This is a genomic window from Anaerobacillus sp. MEB173 (assembly GCF_052119505.1).
Lineage (GTDB): Bacteria > Bacillota > Bacilli > Bacillales > JBJMAU01 > JBJMAU01.
In genome coordinates, this window is record NZ_JBJMAU010000003.1 from 209,283 (window position 1) to 226,905 (window position 17,623).

The 17,623-nt window shown below is 37.2% G+C and carries 14 protein-coding genes; 1 reads left to right on the forward strand and 13 read right to left on the reverse strand.

Features of this window, described 5'->3' with window-relative positions:
* Positions 1–35: 35 nt before the first annotated feature.
* The 12 genes from pknB to ACJ2A9_RS08790 form a co-directional block, all read right to left on the reverse strand.
* Positions 36–2,051, reverse strand: a complete 2,016-nt coding sequence (gene pknB / locus ACJ2A9_RS08735; RefSeq protein WP_441421254.1) for a Stk1 family PASTA domain-containing Ser/Thr kinase — start codon at positions 2,049–2,051, stop codon at positions 36–38.
* A 5-nt stretch (positions 2,052–2,056) separates the two neighbouring features.
* A complete protein-coding gene (locus tag ACJ2A9_RS08740; protein WP_441421255.1) occupies positions 2,057–2,812 on the reverse strand; it encodes a Stp1/IreP family PP2C-type Ser/Thr phosphatase in 756 nt (251 codons plus the stop codon).
* Between the two features lie 54 nt (positions 2,813–2,866).
* Entirely contained in the window at positions 2,867–4,216 is a 1,350-nt protein-coding gene (rsmB, locus tag ACJ2A9_RS08745) for a 16S rRNA (cytosine(967)-C(5))-methyltransferase RsmB (protein ID WP_441421256.1), read from the reverse strand.
* A gap of 1 nt (position 4,217) precedes the next feature.
* The gene (gene fmt, locus ACJ2A9_RS08750) at positions 4,218–5,153 is read right to left on the reverse strand and encodes a methionyl-tRNA formyltransferase (protein ID WP_441421257.1); all 936 of its coding nucleotides are present in this window, start codon (positions 5,151–5,153) and stop codon (positions 4,218–4,220) included.
* 9 nt (positions 5,154–5,162) lie between these two features.
* The gene (def, locus tag ACJ2A9_RS08755) at positions 5,163–5,636 is read right to left on the reverse strand and encodes a peptide deformylase (protein WP_441421258.1); all 474 of its coding nucleotides are present in this window, start codon (positions 5,634–5,636) and stop codon (positions 5,163–5,165) included.
* Between the two features lie 40 nt (positions 5,637–5,676).
* A complete protein-coding gene (gene priA, locus ACJ2A9_RS08760; RefSeq protein WP_441421259.1) occupies positions 5,677–8,097 on the reverse strand; it encodes a primosomal protein N' in 2,421 nt (806 codons plus the stop codon).
* Positions 8,087–9,310: a bifunctional phosphopantothenoylcysteine decarboxylase/phosphopantothenate--cysteine ligase CoaBC gene (gene coaBC / locus ACJ2A9_RS08765; protein ID WP_441421260.1), complete on the reverse strand. Its 1,224-nt coding sequence runs from the start codon at positions 9,308–9,310 to the stop codon at positions 8,087–8,089. Before coaBC ends, priA begins: the two co-directional genes overlap by 11 nt.
* A 199-nt stretch (positions 9,311–9,509) precedes the next feature.
* Complete coding sequence (gene rpoZ / locus ACJ2A9_RS08770) at positions 9,510–9,722, reverse strand: DNA-directed RNA polymerase subunit omega (RefSeq protein ID WP_441421261.1); 213 nt, start codon at positions 9,720–9,722, stop codon at positions 9,510–9,512.
* Positions 9,723–9,724: 2 nt separating this feature from the next.
* Complete coding sequence (gene gmk / locus ACJ2A9_RS08775) at positions 9,725–10,339, reverse strand: guanylate kinase (protein ID WP_441421262.1); 615 nt, start codon at positions 10,337–10,339, stop codon at positions 9,725–9,727.
* A 33-nt stretch (positions 10,340–10,372) separates the two neighbouring features.
* The gene (remA, locus tag ACJ2A9_RS08780) at positions 10,373–10,633 is read right to left on the reverse strand and encodes an extracellular matrix/biofilm regulator RemA (RefSeq protein WP_441421263.1); all 261 of its coding nucleotides are present in this window, start codon (positions 10,631–10,633) and stop codon (positions 10,373–10,375) included.
* A gap of 272 nt (positions 10,634–10,905) precedes the next feature.
* Complete coding sequence (locus ACJ2A9_RS08785; RefSeq protein WP_441421264.1) at positions 10,906–11,787, reverse strand: YicC/YloC family endoribonuclease; 882 nt, start codon at positions 11,785–11,787, stop codon at positions 10,906–10,908.
* 353 nt (positions 11,788–12,140) lie between these two features.
* Positions 12,141–14,846, reverse strand: coding sequence for a cation-translocating P-type ATPase (locus ACJ2A9_RS08790; protein ID WP_441421265.1), 2,706 nt, complete (start codon positions 14,844–14,846; stop codon positions 12,141–12,143).
* 103 nt (positions 14,847–14,949) lie between these two features.
* Between ACJ2A9_RS08790 and ACJ2A9_RS08795 the strand changes: the two genes are divergently transcribed.
* A complete protein-coding gene (locus ACJ2A9_RS08795; RefSeq protein WP_441421266.1) occupies positions 14,950–16,659 on the forward strand; it encodes an Rqc2 family fibronectin-binding protein in 1,710 nt (569 codons plus the stop codon).
* 171 nt (positions 16,660–16,830) lie between these two features.
* Here the strand turns inward: ACJ2A9_RS08795 and ACJ2A9_RS08800 are convergent, their stop codons facing one another.
* The gene (locus ACJ2A9_RS08800; RefSeq protein ID WP_441421458.1) at positions 16,831–17,478 is read right to left on the reverse strand and encodes a class I SAM-dependent methyltransferase; all 648 of its coding nucleotides are present in this window, start codon (positions 17,476–17,478) and stop codon (positions 16,831–16,833) included.
* Between the last annotated feature and the right edge of the window lie 145 nt (positions 17,479–17,623).

Consider the following 17,623-nt stretch of genomic DNA (forward strand, 5'->3'; position numbering starts at 1 on the left):
TCCATCATTTTTTCAAAGAGAACGTTCATCTTGAATTAATTTACAAACTGAGAATGTTCATATGTTTTTGACATCGCTTCAACACCATTAATATAAACAAAAAAAGTAGCTTCATCATTAGGATTGATCGTTAACGGTAACATATACCTGGTTGTTTCCCTTATTGTTTCTTCAATGTAATTTGTTTCTGTGCTTGTTGTCGCATCAATGTATGTAATACGTACATTATAGGTGATCCCTTCTTGTGTCTGTTCTTCAGTCATAGGAATCGTAATTGGCACTTCAAGTTTATAAGGTGTAGCTTCTTCAGCTTCAACCGGCTTTTCCTCAATCTCTACAGGAATTTCCTTTTGTCCTTTCGATAACACAACAACTACTTCTGTCCCTTCAGTTACTTGCGTAAAAGGTGGTGGAGTATGCGAAATAACATTTCCTTCTCTTACTTCATTATGAAACTCACTTTTGTAGCTGCCATATAAGCCTGTATCATTAAAATAACGTCTTACTTCGGATTCTGATAATCCTCGTAAATCCCGTAAAGAAAACTTTGGCTGACCGCTACTGTATGTTAGGAATACCGTTGTTTTTTCAGGGATAATCAGGTCACCAGCAGATGGTATTTGTGAAAGAACCGTCCCCTCTGGTGCATCCTCACTTTCCCGCGGAATCCATTCAACCTTCTCAAACCCTTCCAACATTCGCTCTACAACATTCCGTTGTAACCCAGTTACTTCTTTCATTTCTACTTTCTCTTTTCCTTCACTTACAAATACCTTTACAACATAATTTTCTTTAACTGTAATTCCACTTGCCGGATCTTGCTTTACAACAAAGCCTTCCTCTACTTCATTATCATAGACGTCAATGCGTTCAAAATCTAATTTCTTTTCTGTTAAAATGTCAACAGCTTCTTCAAATTCCATTAAATGAAGATCAGGTACCTCAACTTCTGCAATATAAAATAGCTTAGGCATTATGATAAAAGCAGCAACTACAGAGCCAATAAGAAGAAAGAGAATAATGAATAAAGTTGAAAACAATTTTTTCTTTTTGTTTTTTGGTACAGGTGTTTGTTTATTTGTTTCCTTTTGATTTTCCTTTGTTTCAGAAAGTGAGGGTGTGATTACTTTTGTTTCCTCATCATTTTCAAACATTTCCTCTTTAATGATTGGGATGGCTTTTGTAGCTTCCTCATCATCATTAGGTATGATAAACTTTGCTTCGTTTATGCGCTCCGGGTCTAATGCGGTCTGTAAATCTTGTTCCATTTCTATAGCGGACTCATAGCGATGAAATGGGTCCTTTGCCGTTGCCTTTAAAATGATGTTTTCAATACTTTGTGGTAACTCTGGATGAATAAATTTTGGTGAAGGGATTTCACTTTGCAAATGTTTAATCGCAATTGACACGGCACTATCACCTGAAAACGGGACCTTACCCGTTACCATTTCATACAGAACAATTCCTAACGAATAGATATCAGACTTCGTATTAACTAGTCCTCCTCTTGCTTGTTCTGGTGATAAATAATGGACAGTGCCCATTACAGAATTTGTATGAGTAATCGTTGCCGATGTCATTGCTCTTGCTATTCCAAAGTCAGTTACCTTAGCATCACCATCACGACTGATTAAAATATTATGTGGCTTAATATCCCGATGTATAATCTGATTCGCATGTGCATGGGAAATCGCAGATGCTATTTGGGACATAATATGAACAATATCCTCTAAAGGCAATGAGCCCTTTTGTTGAATGAGTTGTTTTAATGTCGGGCCTTCTACATATTCCATAACAATAAAGTAAAGGTTATCCTCTTCACCTACATCAAAAATATTAACGATATTAGGATGAGAAAGACTTGTTGCAGCTTGAGCTTCACGATGAAATCGCTTAATAAATTCATCATCGTCAGAAAACTGAGGTCTCAGTACTTTCACTGCAACGTGACGGTCTAATATTATGTCCATAGCCTTATAAACATTTGCCATGCCGCCGCCACCTATTGTTTCTAGGATTTCGTATCGGCCATTTAATCTCCTTCCTATCATCTATATCACCCTATTTCTTCTTCATTACTCATTAAATTTACTAGGGCTACAGTGATATTATCTTCTCCACCACGTTCATTAGCAAGATCTATCAGGCGATCAACTTTATCATCAATCGTGATGTCCTCATTTAATAGGAAATTCTGCAGTTCTTCATCACTGACTTTATTGGATAAACCATCCGAACATAGCATGACATAATTCCCTTTTTCCCAAGTAATTGTCACGATATCAAATTTTATTCTCTTTTCCGTACCTAATGCTCTTAGCAGCACATTCCTTCTTGGATGATTTTCTGCTTCAAGTATAGAAATTTGACCAGATTTCACAAGTTCATTTACAAGAGAATGATCCTCTGTTTTTTGAATAAGCCCTTTACTGTTTAAAATATACCCACGGCTATCACCAATGTGAGCAATTGTCACAAATTGCTTTGTACAAACTGCCGCAACAAGTGTTGTCCCCATTCCTTCACATTGTGGGTTTTCATTTGCATGATGATATAGACGTTCATTAACCTGCAAAATCGTCTCCTTCAACCATGCTTCAATCAAAGAAGGCGTTGTTAATTCACTCGTAGAGATCCACTTTTCCTGTAGATATGAACTCGTCATCATACTTGCTACATCCCCAGCTTGATGGCCACCCATTCCATCTGCAACAACCGCTAAAATCGAACCGTCATTATTTTCAAATATTCCCCCATGATCCTCATTATGTTGTCGAACACGACCTACATCTGTTTTAAATGCCGACCTCATGATCTCACCTCATTTCTTCATTACACCATTTCTTATAACTATACGTTTAAAATATTACTCTTTTACTAGACTGGCAATAAAAAACCCATCTGTTCCAAAATAATGCGGTAATAATAAAATCATACCGGATTCCGGCTTACAATATTTATCTATTCGTTTCGGTAAGCGTTCTTCTAACGTCTTATCTAATGAGAATGAAGGATGATCCGCTAAAAACTTCTCTACAACTTCTTCATTTTCTATGGAGTCAATAGTACACGTACTATAAACTAAACGACCACCGGGCTTTAATAACGGAGCGACAGAAGCTAAGATGTTCTGTTGAATTGAAGCAATTTTTACGAAATCGTCTTCTTTTTTTGCCCATTTGACATCAGGTTTCCGGCGTATTACTCCTAAGCCAGAGCACGGAGCATCAACTAGAATATAGTCAAATGATTCCTTTGAGAAATAATCAAGCGCTTTACGGGCGTCTAACGCTTTTGTATGAATATTTTCTAATCGTAGACGTTTTGCTTGTTGACTAATAAGCTTCACTTTATGATCATGGAGATCAAGCGAATGAACCATCCCTTGTCCTTCAAGAAGTTCGGCAATGTGCGTTGTTTTTCCTCCAGGCGCTGCACAGGAATCTAACACTTTTACATTCCCTTTTGGGCTAAGCGCTCTCGCGACTAACATCGAACTCTCATCTTGTATCGTAACAAAACCTTGTTCATAGGCTTTTGTTTTCGGTAAACTTCCTTTAGTAATTTTGATCGCATCCTCAGATAGATCACCACTTTCGACAATAAGCCCTTCGTCTTGAAGCATCTTCATCACTTGTTCTACACTCGCCTTGGTACGGTTAACCCTTGCAGTTACTGACGGTGGAGTTAGGTTCATTTCACACATTTTCTTTGTTTCATTTTCTCCAAACTGTTCACACCAGCGTCGAATCATCCACTCAGGATGACTCGTTTCAATAGCCAACCTATTGATTGGATCCTTAATTTCCTCAATTAATGGCAGACCTTCACGCTGAATACTTCGCAAAATACCATTTACCATTCCCGAAATTCCGCGATGACCTTTCTTTTTTGCAATTTCAACTGCTTCATGAATTGCCGCTCTTTCTGGAACACGGTCTAAATACACGATTTGATATAGTGATAAACGTAGCAGTACTAATACCCACTGTTCAAGCCGATCTAACCCTTTTTTTACAAAGGGGGATAAATAATAATCGATCGTATCACGGCGCTGAATGGTCCCATACACTAATTCAGTTAATAATCCAACATCTTTGTCTTTGAGTCCTGCTTTTTGGATTGTTTGATTTAATAATAAATTACTGTACGCTTGATTTTTTTCAATTTGAAGTAAAATGTGTAAAGCTACTTCTCTTACATTCTCTTTTTTCATGCTATTCTCCTAACTGTTTACCAGCTATCGTTTCTGCTTTTCCTCGCAAAAATTGTTCGGCACTCATTCTTTTTTTTCCTGCTGGCTGTAGTTCGGTAATCTTTATTGCTGTTTCATTTCCCGTAGCAACAATAAATCCATCATCCTCAACGCTTATAACTTTGCCTGGAGTTCCTTGTTTTTCTGACACTTTTTCAGCCCACCAAACCTTTACGTTCACTCCATCTACTGTAGTATAAGCTACTGGCCAAGGGTGAAGCCCACGAATTTGATTATAGATAGCTTCCCCGCTGGTATTCCAATTAATAACTTCTTTTTCCCTTGATATATTTGGCGCAAAAGTCACCTTTTTCTCATCCTGCTTGAGTGGTGTTAACTTACCATGGATTAAATCAGGAATCGTTTCAGAGAGAAGCTTTGCCCCAGCAGCACTTAACTTATTATGTAACGAACCAACATGATCTTCATCATTAATTGGGACTATGACTTGAGTTAATATATCACCCGCATCCAATTTTTCTACCATATACATAATCGTAACTCCAGTTTCTTTTTTACCGTCGATAATTGCTTGATGAATCGGGGCCCCGCCACGATATTCCGGTAAAAGAGAAGCATGGACATTAATACAACCATATGCAGGCTGTTCAAGTAACGCTTTCGGTAAAATTTGTCCAAAAGCAGCCGTCACAACGAGATCAGGCTGTAAGTCAAGGATCGGCTGTAGCTCATCTTCATTTTTTATTTTTTCCGGTTGAAAGACAGGTATGTTATATTGCTCAGCTGCAACTTTTACTGGTGGTGGTGTTAATGTTTTTTTTCGACCTTTTGGACGATCAGGCTGTGTAACAACTCCAATAACTTCATACCCGTCATCAACTAATTGTTGTAAAACTGGGACTGAAAAATCAGGTGTCCCCATAAATACAATTTTCATACTTAATTCCTACCTTTCAAATTCTCCTTTTTCATAATAACGAATCACTTTTGTTGTAAACAATATTCCATTTAAATGATCAATTTCGTGCTGAATCGCTCTCGCTTGGAATCCCTCTGCATCTATAATAAAAGTCTTTCCATACCGATCATTTGCTTGCACCTTGATATCCATATGCCGCTTTACATCACCAAATACATCAGGAATGCTTAAACAGCCTTCAGGTCCAATTTGCTCACCACTAAAAGAGATAATGATAGGATTAATTAATTCAATGCAGCCATGTTCATCGTCAACATCAACAACTGCAATTCGCTCAGTTATACCAATTTGCGGTGCTGCTAAACCGACACCATCTGCAGCATACATCGTATCGATCATATCATCAATAAGCCGGTGTAATTTTTTATTATATACACTAACCTCTGTACAAACCTTTTCCAACTCTGATGCTGGTGCATAAACAATTTTTCTAACTGACAAGTCAATTTCCCCCTAGTATAAACCATTAAATTAATACCAACTACATTAACATTTGTGGATTCATATCAATCGAAATCATTAATTGCTCTTGCGAAATTTCACGTTTAAAATACACAATTATTTCTTTTAATAATGTAGATAGTTTAGATTCTGTTTTGTATTTTATCATGCATTGATAGCGATATCTATCTTTTATCCGTGGGATTGGTGATGCAATCGGCCCTAACACGATGGTTTGATTTGAGAGTTCTTGCTTTAGGAAGGTAGTAATTTTTTCCGCGACTGCAATCACTTTCGTAAGCTCTTGGTGAGAGATTGTAATAAGTGTCAGAAAATAAAATGGCGGATAACCGTGCTGCTTTCTAACCATCATTTCTCTTTCATAAAAGGATAAAAAATCATGATTACCAGCTAAGGTTATACTATAATGCTCTGGTGTATAGCTTTGAATGACCACTTCTCCAGGCAATTGATGTCTTCCGGCACGTCCGCTTACTTGTGTTAATAATTGAAATGTCCGCTCTGAAGCTCGAAAGTCCGGAATATGTAAAATCGAATCCGCTGCCAGCACTCCGACGAGTGTGACCTTAGGAAAATCCAGACCTTTAGCAATCATTTGTGTACCTAGCAAAATATCCGCTTGACCGCTCGCAAAGGTTTGTAATAATCGTTCATGAGCCCCTTTTTTGCGTGTTGTATCTACATCCATTCGGACTACTCGTACGCCTGGCAACACTTTCGTAAGCTCTTCTTCAACTTTTTGTGTTCCCGAACCGAAGAAGCGGATATGTTCACTTTCACAGGAATGACATTTCGATGGCATCGACTCTTGATGTCCGCAATAATGACACTTCAATGAATGACTTGTACGATGATAAGTTAGAGAAATATCACAATGCTGACATTCAACTACATACCCACAGTCTCGGCACATTACAAATGTGGAATACCCTCGGCGATTTAAAAAAAGGACACTCTGTTCTCCTTTTTCCAATCGATCATTTAATTTTTGAAACAAAACAGTGGAAAACATTGAGCGATTTCCGTTTCGTAATTCCTCTCTCATGTCAACAATTTCTACTGAAGGCATTTGCAATTCATTCACTCGCTGTAAAAGCGGTAACAAATGATAGACATTCTTTTTTGCTCTAGCATAAGATTCAAGTGACGGTGTTGCACTCCCTAAAACAACTGGACATTGATGATATTCTCCCCGGTAAATGGCCACATCTCTTGCATGATAACGAGGGTTTTCTTCCTGCTTATAGCTACCCTCATGCTCTTCATCGATGATAATAATACCCAAATTTTCAAATGGGGCAAAAATTGCTGATCGGGCCCCGACAACGACCTTTACGTCATTACGCTGTATTTTACGCCACTCATCATATTTTTCACCTTTTGATAAACCACTATGGAGAACAGCCACTAACGAACCAAAGCGACCTTTAAAGCGATCAACCATTTGTGGTGTGAGTGATATTTCCGGGACAAGAACAATCGCTTCTTTACCAGTACGTAAAACGCGATCAATCGACTGTAAATAAATTTCCGTTTTCCCACTTCCGGTCACACCATGTAAAAGGAACGTTGTATGCTTCTTTTTTTCAATAGTATCATAGATAGGATTGATCACTTTTTGCTGCATAGGTGTCAATGGCAGTGGACTAGTCTCTGAAAATGTCTTATGTGCATATGGATCTCTGGATATTTCAATTTCTTCTTCTAGAAGGTAACCCTTTGCTACTAAACCTTTTATCGTTGAACGTGTTGTCTCTAACCTTTCAATTAAGTGAGTAACAGAAATAGGATCGGGATATTCCTGAAAATAGGCAAGAATTTGCTGTTGCTTTTTCGCCCTCTCACCGATTTGTTGAATCGCTTCATCAATTTGCTCAACTTCTATCGCTAATTTAACAACCTTTACCTTCTTTTTTGTCACATGATCTTTGACGTGATATGACACGTCAATTCGTTTCTTCTTAATTTCCTGCTGAAACAAACGGATATGATGAGGGGCTGTCTCGGTAATTTCATCCCATGTAATCGCTTCACGATGAGTAAACCATCTGCTTACCTCGATTGGTAACTGATCTAGGTTTATATCCATACTTAACCTCAACACTTTTTTGTAGCTTGCCCTCATTGCTGCAGGGATCATTGCCTGATAAGCAGAGATTTGAAAGCATAGTGTTCTTTGTGACAACCAAAAACCTAGATCAACAAGTTCTTGAGTTAATACAGGTGCAGGATCTAGAACTTCACTAATTGGTTTCAGTTTTTTATTCGCTGTCGTGTCATTCGTTGTTTCCACAACAAAGCCTTGCACTTTTCTCGGCCCAAACGACACGACAACCCGCATGCCTATCTCGATCGTATTTCCCCATTCTTCAGGAATGTCATAATCGAAGGTACGGTCAGTTTGTCCAGATGGAACATCAACAATGATTTTAGCAATCATTGTAACTCTTTCCTTCTAGTAATGGTTCGATCTCCATTAATAGTCTTTTAGCTACTTCATTTTTCGATAACAGTGGTAAAGGCAGTGAAGATCCATCTTTTTTATAAATCGTTACGATATTTGTATCCCCTTGAAATCCTGAACCAGCCTCAGCAACATTATTTGCCACGATCATATCAAGGTTTTTACGTTCCATTTTCCCTCTTGCATACTCTTCTACACGTTCTGTTTCAGCCGCAAAACCAACTAATATCTGATCTTCCTTTTTCTCACCTAACGTTGCTAAAATATCTTTTGTTCGTTCCATTTCGACAACCCAATCATTAGGCTGCTTTTTCATTTTTTCGGTAAAAATATTTTTGGGACGATAGTCAGCAACTGCCGCTGCCTTTATGACTACATCACAATCAGAATACCGTTTTAACACTTCATCATACATATCCTGGGCGGTTTTCGTATCGACACGATGAACATGTTGTGGTGTTGGTAAATTTGTCGGTCCAGAAATTAACGTAACGTCCGCGCCCCATTTTGCTGCTTCCTCGGCAATTGCATAGCCCATTTTTCCGGATGAACGATTTGTAAAATATCTCACTGGATCAATAGTTTCTTGCGTCGGTCCTGCAGTTACGATGATTTTTTTATTTTTTAACTTCTGCTCAATCTGTCCTTCAGCAAAAAATTGTTCTAGATATGAGATGATTTCCAGTGGTTCAGATAGTCGACCCTTACCAACATAACCACAAGCAAGATATCCTTCATTAGGTTCGATAAACCGATACCCAAATGAAGTGAGTGTTTTCATATTTTTTTGTACCGCAGGGTGATTATACATATTTCCATTCATAGCCGGTGCAATCCAAACAGGTGCAGTAGTAGCCAATAATGTCGTTGAAATCATATCATCAGCAATACCATTGGCAAGTTTTCCTATCATGTTAGCCGTCGCTGGAGCGACAAGAACAAGATCAGCCCATTCTGCCAAATCAATATGAGCAATCTTGCTAGGATTAATTTCATCAAATGTATCATCATATACATTTTGACGTGATAACGCTTGAAAAGTTAAAGGTGTTACAAATTTTTTTGCTGATTCTGTCATGATAACTTTTACTGTTGCACCCTTTTGTGACAATTGACTAGTTAAAGCAGCTGCTTTAAAAACTGCCACACCTCCTGACACACATAACAGAATCTTTTTATCCTTCAGCATTGAATACCCCTCCACTTTCTTTAAGTCAACCATCTATTTTAATGTAAATAATTTTTTTCTCTATTGAATAATTATAACACTTCAATAGCCCATACTTCATATTTTGATGATGATATTCTTCCAACTTGTTTTCACATGAAAAAAATAACAACCTATATTCTCATAGGTTGTTATTTGTTGAAGACGCTTATCCCCAAAATTATACGTCTTCTTCTAATCGTTTATAAGATAGTTTTTCACTATCAATTTCTTCGAGTGCCATTCCTACTAATTTGTGTGATTTAGGGCTTTTCACTTTTAATTGTTCTTCTGTATTATCACGAAGAGCTCTCGCTCTTTTCGCTGAAACAGTCACTAGTGTATATTTAGAATCCAATTTATTCATTAAAGAATCAATTGAAGGATATAACATAATTATTCAACCTCCACAAGTTTTCGATATTTATCAATTAAACGATCCTTTCGGCAGTGCTCTGCTTTTACAATCGCTTTAATCCTCTCAATAGCTAAAGGTACTTCATCATTCTCTACAACATAGTCATACTTATCCATCATTTCAATTTCTTCTTTTGCTACAGTCATTCGATTATTAATCAGCTCTTCTGTTTCAGTTCCGCGGTTTTGAATCCGTTCCCTTAATACAGCTAAACTTGGCGGCATTAAAAAGATAAAAACACCTTCCGGGAAGATTTCACGAACTTTTAATGCACCTTGCACCTCAATTTCTAAAATAATATCTTTCCCTTCACTCAGTGTCTTTTCAACATAATCTACTGGTGTACCATAATAATTCCCTACATATTCAGCCCATTCCAATAACTGATTGTTTTTAATCATATGGTCAAATTCTTCTCTACTCTTAAAAAAATAATTAACCCCATGAACTTCTCCTTCACGAGGTGACCGCGTTGTTGCTGAAACAGAATAGTGAATATCTGTATCCTCCTGTCGCAGTGCCCCACAAACGGTTCCTTTTCCAACTCCGGAAGGGCCGGACAAAACGATTAACAAACCTCTTTCTTTTTTCATTTTAACCTCCGATATTCTTACTACAAGTTTAATTTAATCTTCTGCAAGTTCATCTTTATTTGTTAAACGTTGTGCCACTGTCTCTGGCTGAACAGCCGATAAAATGACATGATCACTATCAGCGATGATGACCGCCCGTGTTCTCCGGCCATATGTAGCATCGATGAGCATATTACGATCTCTTGCTTCTTGAATAATTCTCTTTATCGGGGCTGATTCTGGACTTACAATTGAGATAATACGATTAGCAGAAACAATATTTCCAAAACCAATATTGATTAATTTAATGTTCATCTGTTCTCCTCCCTTACCTTCACGAAAGCTAACGTAATACAACTTAAGAATACTAATCCAGACAAAAAAAGCCTTTACAACAAAATACGGCCACTGCAACTCTGTTCCCCGATTTGTATCCGTCTACATCAAATTCGCAGTCTACTTTTTGTATTGAAGTGATGCTTATGAATCAAGTTACATTTGAAAACCAACGTAAAGAAAAAACGGTCTTTTTTTGTTCAGTTTCACCATCAATTGGAGCGATTATACTTTTAGTATATAAAAACTAGTTACTCAATATTTTGTACTTGCTCTTTAATTTTTTCTAGTTCACTTTTTAATTCAACTACTTGCTTGCTTATATGTAAATCATTAGCTTTTGATCCGATCGTGTTCATTTCCCGGTTCATCTCTTGAACGAGAAAGTCAAGTTTACGCCCAACAACACCAGAATTCTCAATGTTTAATAAAAATTGTTGGAGATGACTTTTTAACCGAGTTAATTCCTCATCAATATTTGCCTTATCAGCAAATACAGCGACCTCAGTCATAATTCTACTCTCATCCATTTCGAGTTTACCTTCAAGAAACTCAGTTACTCGTTTTAACAATCGTTCCTGATAACTTTCAATTACTTTTGGTGCATGTACGACTAGTCCTTCGGTAATTGAGCTTAATTTATGTATACGACCTTTGAGATCTTCATATAACGATAAACCTTCACGTTCTCTCATTTTATAAAGCTTTGCTGCAGCAGACTGAGTTGCTTCTAATAATATCGATTGAACCGTATCAACTCCTGATTCTTGCTCATTAATGCTAACAATTTCTGGATGAAGCAACAATTGCTGAAGTGTTAAATTATCCTGAATATTATATTTCGCCTTTACCTCATCTGAAAGAGCTGTATACTGCTCTAACAAATCCCAATCAACCTCAAGCGATCGTTTAAAAAGACCTTGGCCTTCAATCGTAACAAACACATCAACTTTTCCACGTTTGACATATTGAGATACAATTTTTTTAATTTTATCTTCAATAGACATATATTGACGAGGCATACGAACCATTATTTCTGTGAAACGATGATTAATGGACTTCATCTCAACCGTTACTTTAAATAACTCATTATTTATTGATTCGTACCCGTAACCTGTCATACTCACAATCATGTTAATCACATCCACTATTCTATTCTAAACAATTTTACCATCTTCAACAAGTATTAGAAAATGTTATTTATAAAACCAAAAAATTGAGTCATTGTTTTTTATATTTAGTTCTGTTAAAGTCTGATGTTGATTTTTGGCTCGTTTTTGGAAGATTTGCATGAACTCGTAAAAGAAAATGCATTTTTCTTTTACGAGTTCATGCAAATCTTCCGACCTTTCAGTACCTGAAAGGCGTGTGAATTTCTAAATTCACACGAACGAGCCAAAAATCAACATCAGTCTTTAACAGAGCCTTGTAATAATAAGTAATAAAAGTGGTAGAATCTAAAATCTAACTCTACCACTTTATCACTTTATTTTTTTTTAAACAAATGAAATCCTCCTAATGCAACCGTCGGAATTGCTGCAAGCCCTATAATTAAAGCCCATTCTCTCACCGATAAGAACGTTGTATGAAAAACCGGCTGTAACGGCGGATAATAGATAACAACTAACATTAGCAGGATTGAAGATATAACAGCAAAGACTAAATAAATATTTTCAAATGGATTTCGGTGGAAAACTGAATATTCACTACGACAATCAAATACATGAATTAACTGTGCCATAACGAGCGTAGCAAACGCCACGGTTTGTGCCCTGACTAAATCATCAGGATTAGCCTGGTACGTAATAGAAAATGCAGCTAATGTAACGACCCCGATCATAAACCCCCGGCTAACAATTTTCCATGCCAATCCCCTAGCAAAAACACCTTCTGTCGGACTTCGTGGATTTCGCTTCATCACATCATCTTCAGCCTGATCGAGTCCTAACGCCATTGCAGGCAATCCATCGGTTACTAAATTAATCCATAAGATTTGAATGGCAACGAGCGGTAAAGGCATTCCTAACATCATGGCAAAAAGCATTACAAGAATCTCTCCCACATTCGATGCCAGCATGTAACGAATAAACTTACGAATATTTTCATAGATGTTTCGGCCTTCTTTGATTGCTGCCCGTATAGTAGCAAAATTATCATCACTTAAAACGAGTGAAGAAGCTTCCTTCGCTACATCAGTCCCTGTTATTCCCATCGCAATACCAATATTAGCCGCCTTGATTGCCGGAGCATCGTTGACTCCATCTCCAGTCATCGCTACAATATGCCCCTTAGCCTGCAATGCTTTTACAATTTTTAATTTATGCTCAGGTGAAACACGAGCATATACATAAACATCATCAACAACCTTTTCTAAATCGTCAACACTCATTTTCGCTAATGTATGACCATCTAACACCTTTCCATCTGGTGGTAATATATTTAATTGCTTAGCAATTGCTCTTGCTGTTATCACATGATCACCAGTAATCATAATCGTTTTAATTCCTGCTTGTTTACAATCCAGAATCGAATCTTTCACCTCAGGACGCGGCGGATCGATCATCCCCTGTAAACCAAGAAAAATCAAATCACGTTCGGCATCAATTTCATTTAATATTTTATCTGTTTTCTTTAATGGACGAAAGGCAATTGCTATTGTTCTTAGTGCTTGACTAGCCAAATGAGTGATGGCTTGATTCACTTGTTCATAATGACTTTTCGTTAACTGGGCTACTCTTCCATTATCAATAATTTGATTACTATAAGCCAATAAAACATCTGGGGCCCCTTTTGTGACAACATAGCGTTGTCCATCTTTTCGTTCAATAATGACACTCATCATTTTTCTTGTTGACTCAAACGGAAATTCTTCAATGACTTTAAAGTCCTTTAGCAGAGCTTCCTTCATTATTCCTGCTTTCGCTGCGGCCACAACAAGCGCTCCCTCTGTAGGGTCACCATCAAGAGCGTATTGAGTATTTTTTTTGCGAAGTACACCTTCTTTTACCTCTTTTTGAATAATTCTTGCATTATTACAAAGAAGCCCAAACGTTAATAGCTGTTTCAATACAGGCTCGTTATTTGGATTCGATTTCTGGTTTTGATAATAAAAATCACCGAGCGGCTCAAAACCAGTCCCTGATACTGTCCATGTCTTCGCACCCGACCATATATGAGTGACTGTCATTTTATTTTGTGTTAATGTACCGGTTTTATCTGAGCAAATAACAGATGCACAACCAAGTGTCTCTACAGCTGGTAATTTCCGAACAATTGCATTTCGTTTAATCATTCTCTGTACGCCTAATGCCAAGGCGACCGTTACAATGGCAGGCAATCCTTCAGGGATGGCTGCAACCGCTAAAGATACCCCAGCAAGAAACATCGTATACACATCATGTCCTTGGTATACGCCAATTACAACGACAAGTGCAGTGAGTAATAGCGCAACAGCGATCAGAATTTTTCCTAACTGTTCAAGTCTTCTTTGTAATGGAGTAACCATCGTTTCGGCAGACTGAAGAAGGTGGGCAATTTTCCCCATTTCTGTTTTCATCCCTGTGGCAACAATGACCCCGACTCCGCTTCCTTGTGTAACCATTGTTCCCATAAATGCCATATTTTCCTGATCCCCAACTGAAAGCTGTTGCCCAGAAATTGCTTTCGTACTTTTTTGAACTGGAACGGATTCTCCAGTTAATGCTGATTCTTCAATATACAATCCTTTTGATTCAATGAGTCGCATATCCGCACCGACTCGATCGCCACTACTAACCTTAACAATATCACCAATTACAACCTCACTCGATAGGACCCTGACCCAATTTCCCCCACGCAATACAGACATTTGCGGGGCTGATAATTCTTTCAGGGCATCAAGTGATTTTTCTGCTTTTCTTTCTTGAACATATCCCAAAATCCCATTAATTAATACAATTAAAATAATTGTGATCGCATCAATATACTCACCAAGCAGTCCGGATATTAACGTGGCAGCTAATAAAACGATGACCATAAAATCTTTAAATTGTGATAAAAAAATAAGTAATGGTGAAGCTCTCTCTCCTTCATTTAATTTATTAGGACCAAATTTCTTAAGCCTTTGCTCTACCTCCTTATCGCTCAACCCTTCGGATAGCTTTGTTCCGGTTGACTTTTCAATGTCTTCTATCTCCATTTCAAACCATTTCATTTTCACACCCCACACTTCACTAAAGGTTCTATACAAGCTATCTTTATTCAGGCACGTCCTAAAAAATGCTATACTAAGTTCAAGAATAGTTGAGGTGAAGGAAATGTCTTTTGATGGAATTGTTACAAACGCAGTAACAACTGAACTTTCGAATGAATTAACAACAGGAAGAGTTACAAAAATATATCAACCTTTTAAAACAGAACTGATTTTTACGATCCGGGCAAACGGCAAAAATCAGCAATTGCTTTTATCAGCCAACCCGAGTTTTGCAAGAGTACATTTAACAAATGAAAAGTACGATAATCCTAAGGAACCACCAATGTTTTGTATGCTTCTCCGTAAGCACCTAGAAGGAAGTATTATCGAAAAAATTGAACAAACAGAAATGGAAAGAATCATCACAATACATATAAAAGGAACAGATGAGTTAGGTGATCGTGCATATAAAAAATTGATTATAGAAATAATGGGGCGTCATAGTAATATCATTTTACTCAATCAAGAAGATGGTAAAATCATTGATAGTATTAAGCATATTCCACCGGCGCTCAGTAGCTACCGGACGATCCTTCCAGGGCATTTATATAAGGAGCCGCCAAGTCAAGATAAGCTAAACCCATTAACGGTTGATAAAGAGACTTTTCTGAAAAAAATTGATTTTAATGCAGGTAAATTAGAAAATCAAATTATTCATCAATTTACAGGAATCTCTCCGACTGTTGCCAAGGAAATTGTCAGTCGTGCCGGATTAGCCAATCGAGACAATTTACCACAATCGTTTATCGACGTTATGACTCAAATTAAGGAAAAGAATTTTGAGCCACAAATGATCATGTGTGAAAATAAAGAATATTTTTCAGTGATTCCTCTAACACATGTGAAAGGGGAAGTTCGCCGATTTGTAAATAGTAGTGAAATGCTTGACCGATACTTCTATGGAAAAGCTGAACGAGATCGAGTCAAACAACAAGCAACTGATCTCGAACGCTTCTTGAAAAATGAGCTGCAAAAAAACAAAAAGAAAATTAAAAAATTACAAAATACACTCAAGGATGCCGAAAAGGCACAACAATTTCAGCGCTATGGTGAACTCCTCACCGCAAACTTATATCTCGTTAAACGAGGTGATAAAGATATAACCGTTGTTGATTATTATGATGAGCAGGGGAGGACGGTAACAATTTCACTTGATCCACAAAAGTCACCGTCCGATAATGCTCAGCAATATTACCGAAAATATACAAAAGCAAAAAATTCAGTGGCAGTCGTCGAAGAGCAAATTGAAAAAGCAAATGAGGAAATTATTTATTTGGAACAACTTATTCAACAAATGGAATCGGCTCTACCAAAAGATGTTGAGGAAATACGAGAGGAATTAGTTGAAGAAGGTTATATTCGTAATCGACAAAAAGGACAGAAAAAGAAGAAAAAAGATATTAAACCTGTATTAGAACAATACCTTTCTACAGAGGGTATTGAAATACTCGTTGGAAAAAATAATAAGCAAAATGAATATTTAACAAATAAACTTGCTAGACAAGACGAAACTTGGCTACATACAAAAGATATTCCAGGCTCACATGTCGTCATTCGCAGTCAGTCATATGGAGAGCAAACATTACTTGAGGCAGCAAATTTAGCAGCTTTTTTCAGTAAAGCGAAGCACTCAAGTTCTGTCCCCGTTGACTATACAAAAATCCGTCATGTCAAAAAGCCAAGCGGAGCCAAACCAGGCTTTGTGATCTACGAGCAACAAACAACTATTTATGTTACACCAAATGAAGACCTTGTTTTATCACTTCGAAAATAACAAAAAGAGAGGAAGAAGCTTGGAAGCTTCTTTCTCTCTTTTTAAATGTAAAATGTATAATTTAAAATGTAAAATTAAAACCTTCTCTAGGATGTCATTCAAAGAGGGAATCCTTCGAAGGAAAACCTATAAAAATAATTTTACATTATACATTTTTAATTTTACATTGCTTTATAGTGTTGCTACGGTAATAATCGCCAATCCATCCAACACTTCCTGATTCGTAACGTTTGTTGCACCATTTTGCTTTAAGTATTCTGTTAGGCTGTCTTGGTCGTAACGATGTCTTCTTGTAGAAACATTTGCCCATTGAAGTAGTGTTTTTTGCTCAAAATCAGTAATTCCATGTGTCTTACAATATGTTGCTGCTTCTTCCTGACTCATTGTTATTGATGGGTTTAACATGACTAACTTTCCACCACGTTTTGTAACGCGAAGCATTTCATTAATACCGAGCTCTGGTTCTGGTAATAAGAAGAGAACACATGTGGAAATGGAGATATCATATGTAAAATCATCAAATGGCAACTGACATGCATCACCAACAATAAAGTCTCCTTTTTGTTCACATTGATTTAAGATAAAATTTTCCTTTGCCGCCTTGATCATTTCTGGGGATAAATCAATCCCTGTTACATGCTCTGCTTCTTTTGCTCCTCTTAATAGAATGCGACCAGTCCCACAGCCAACATCCAGCACTATTAGACCATTCCAACTACCCGTCAACTCTTTTAGTTGATCATGAATACGACTAAGCCACGATGTTCTTGCCATCCCATCAAAAAACTGAACAAGACTATCAAACTCCTCACCCGTCATCTTCCGCACAAAAAAACCCCCAGTCTTAATTTAAAATTAATAATGTATAATGTACAATTTATAATAATTAACTTCTTCAATAAACAATGAAACAATCCATTATTACCTATTCTATGAAAAAAAGTGCAACTCCTTCAATGAGTTG